Raw genomic sequence first — 2,397 nt, forward strand, 5'->3', positions numbered from 1 at the left:
GCCTCTAAAACATAACCAATCAAACATTAAATATTATATCTTGAAGTTAATATATCTTTACAATATTGTCATTCTTAATAAAAATCTGTGCAAGAAGACTTCCGATTAATCATAGACTTAGTATTAGTTCTGGCAGCCGCAGCCACAGGAGGACTACTGGCATCGCTACTACGACAACCAGTTTTATTAGGGTATCTAGTAGGTGGAATGATTGTGGGGCCAGCAGGATTTGGTCTCATTAAAGAACTTATTCAAGTAGAAACTTTAGCTCAACTAGGAGTGGCTTTTTTACTATTTGCTCTAGGAGTAGAATTCTCTCTAGGAGAATTGAAAAAAGTTCAAGCTATAAGCTTGGGTGGAGGTGGACTACAAATTGCCCTAACTATTCTCATCACAACATTAGTCTCTTTAGGTGTCGGATGGGTATCCTATCCAGCTCAAGGAATATTTTTAGGAGCAATTTTATCCCTATCATCAACAGCGGTGGTATTGAAATGCTTGATGGAGCGCAATGAAGCCTCAACATCACATGGCCAAGTAATGTTAGGGATTTTGGTAGTCCAAGACTTAGCCTTGGGATTAATGTTAGCAGTTTTACCTGCTTTAAATCAGCCACCAGAAATTATTGGCATTACAGTGGGGCGATCGCTTCTACAAATAGGTCTATTTGCTATGGGAGCTATAGCGGCAGGAAAGTGGGTAATACCATATTTACTCAGATTTCTAGCCAAAACAGAGAGCCGAGAACTATTTTTATTGGGAGTAGTAGCCCTCTGCTTAGGAATAGCACTCCTTACAGCAAACTTGGGTTTTTCCATTGAGATGGGTGCTTTCGTGGCAGGTCTAATGGTATCTGAAGTGGAGTATGCTGACCAAACCTTAACTTATGTTGAACCGATCCGAGATATTTTTGCAGCTCTGTTTTTTGTAGCGGTTGGGATGTTAATCGACCCATTTTTCTTATGGAATCATTTGGAAATTATCCTGGGTTTGGTATTTCTAGTTCTAGTAGGAAAATTTTTGATTGTTACTCCCATTGTTAGAATTTTTGGTTATCCTTTGAAAACAGCTATTCTGGCAGGTTTAGGTTTAGCCCAAATAGGAGAATTTTCTTTTGTGCTTGCTAGTGCGGGACAAACATTAGGATTAGTTTCTCGTCGGGTATACTTATTAATATTAGGTACAACGGCTGTAACTTTAGTAATTACACCTTTTGTCCTGAAAATAGTCCCACAATTGTTAAATTGGGCTGAGACTTTCCCCTGGTTACAAAAATATCTTTATCAAACTACAAAACCTGCTACAGCTATAGCAGTAGATTTACCTCTACAGAATCATGTAATTATCTGTGGTTATGGGCAGGTAGGCCGTAACTTGGCACAACAATTAGAAGAACATAATGTCCCTTATCTGGTAATTGATCAATCTGAAAGAGTAGCTCAACAGTTACGAGAAAAAGGAATTACTTACCTTTATGGTAATGTTTGCTCTTTACACGTTTTAGAAGCAGCAGGTGTAGACAGGGCAATGGCAATGGCGATCGCTATACCAGATGCCATGAGCACCAGACTTTGCCTGAAGCGGTCTCTAGAATTTGCCCCAGACTTGGATATTGTGGTTAAAGCTAACCGATATAAAGATATAGAGTTGCTTTATCAACTTGGAGCTAGAGAAGTAGTTGAACCAAATTTTGAAGCTAGTTTAGAACTTTCTAACCATTTGCTAGTTGGGATGGGTATACCAGCAAAAGATATTCAAAAAGAAATTGAAGAAATTCGTCAAAGTCATTATCAAGCATTGCGCCCTCCAATTCCAGACCCTGAAATATCTCGCGAGTTAAAAGCAGCAATTCAGAATATGAACAGCAGATGGTACTCTCTACCAGAAAATTCTCCTCTGACTGGGATGAGTTTAGAGGAAACTAATTTAAGACGGTTGACAGGAGTAAGCTTAATGGCTATCCGTAGAGAGGAAGGAGAGGAAATTGACTATCCAGAAGGTCAGGCAATATTAGATATTGGCGATAAACTTTTGTTAGTAGGAGAACCTTCAGAGTTAGAGAGTTTTGATAAGTTGGCAAAAGGAGAAATTGCCATACCAAAAGAAAGTACCTCTTGTCAATGGTTAATTTTAGGTGAGTCTAGTCCTTATGCGGGCAAAAAAATATCTCAAGCAAATTTACGCCGTCAGTATGGGGTAGAAATTCAAGCCATTCGACGAGAAGGGAAGTTTATTCGACGGCCTCAAGGAAATACTAAGTTACAAGTGGGCGATCGGGTGTTGATCTGTGGTGGTTTCCATGAACTAAATCAAGTAAGGCAACTGAAAATTACCCAGACTCAGAAGTATCCTAAAAAACAAAAGTTAACTACAGCAGAAGTAGGCAACAGGCAACAG

At 39.1% G+C, this 2,397-nt stretch carries 1 protein-coding gene; it reads left to right on the top strand.

Translation table 11 applies throughout. The features are described 5' to 3' along the window. Positions 1-87 precede the first annotated feature (87 nt). Positions 88-2,397, top strand: a 2,310-nt coding sequence (locus AC3DU7_RS31290) for a cation:proton antiporter domain-containing protein (RefSeq protein ID WP_488043130.1), incomplete at its 3' end; no start/stop codon positions are given.

It is taken from the genome of Okeania sp. (genome assembly GCF_983059655.1).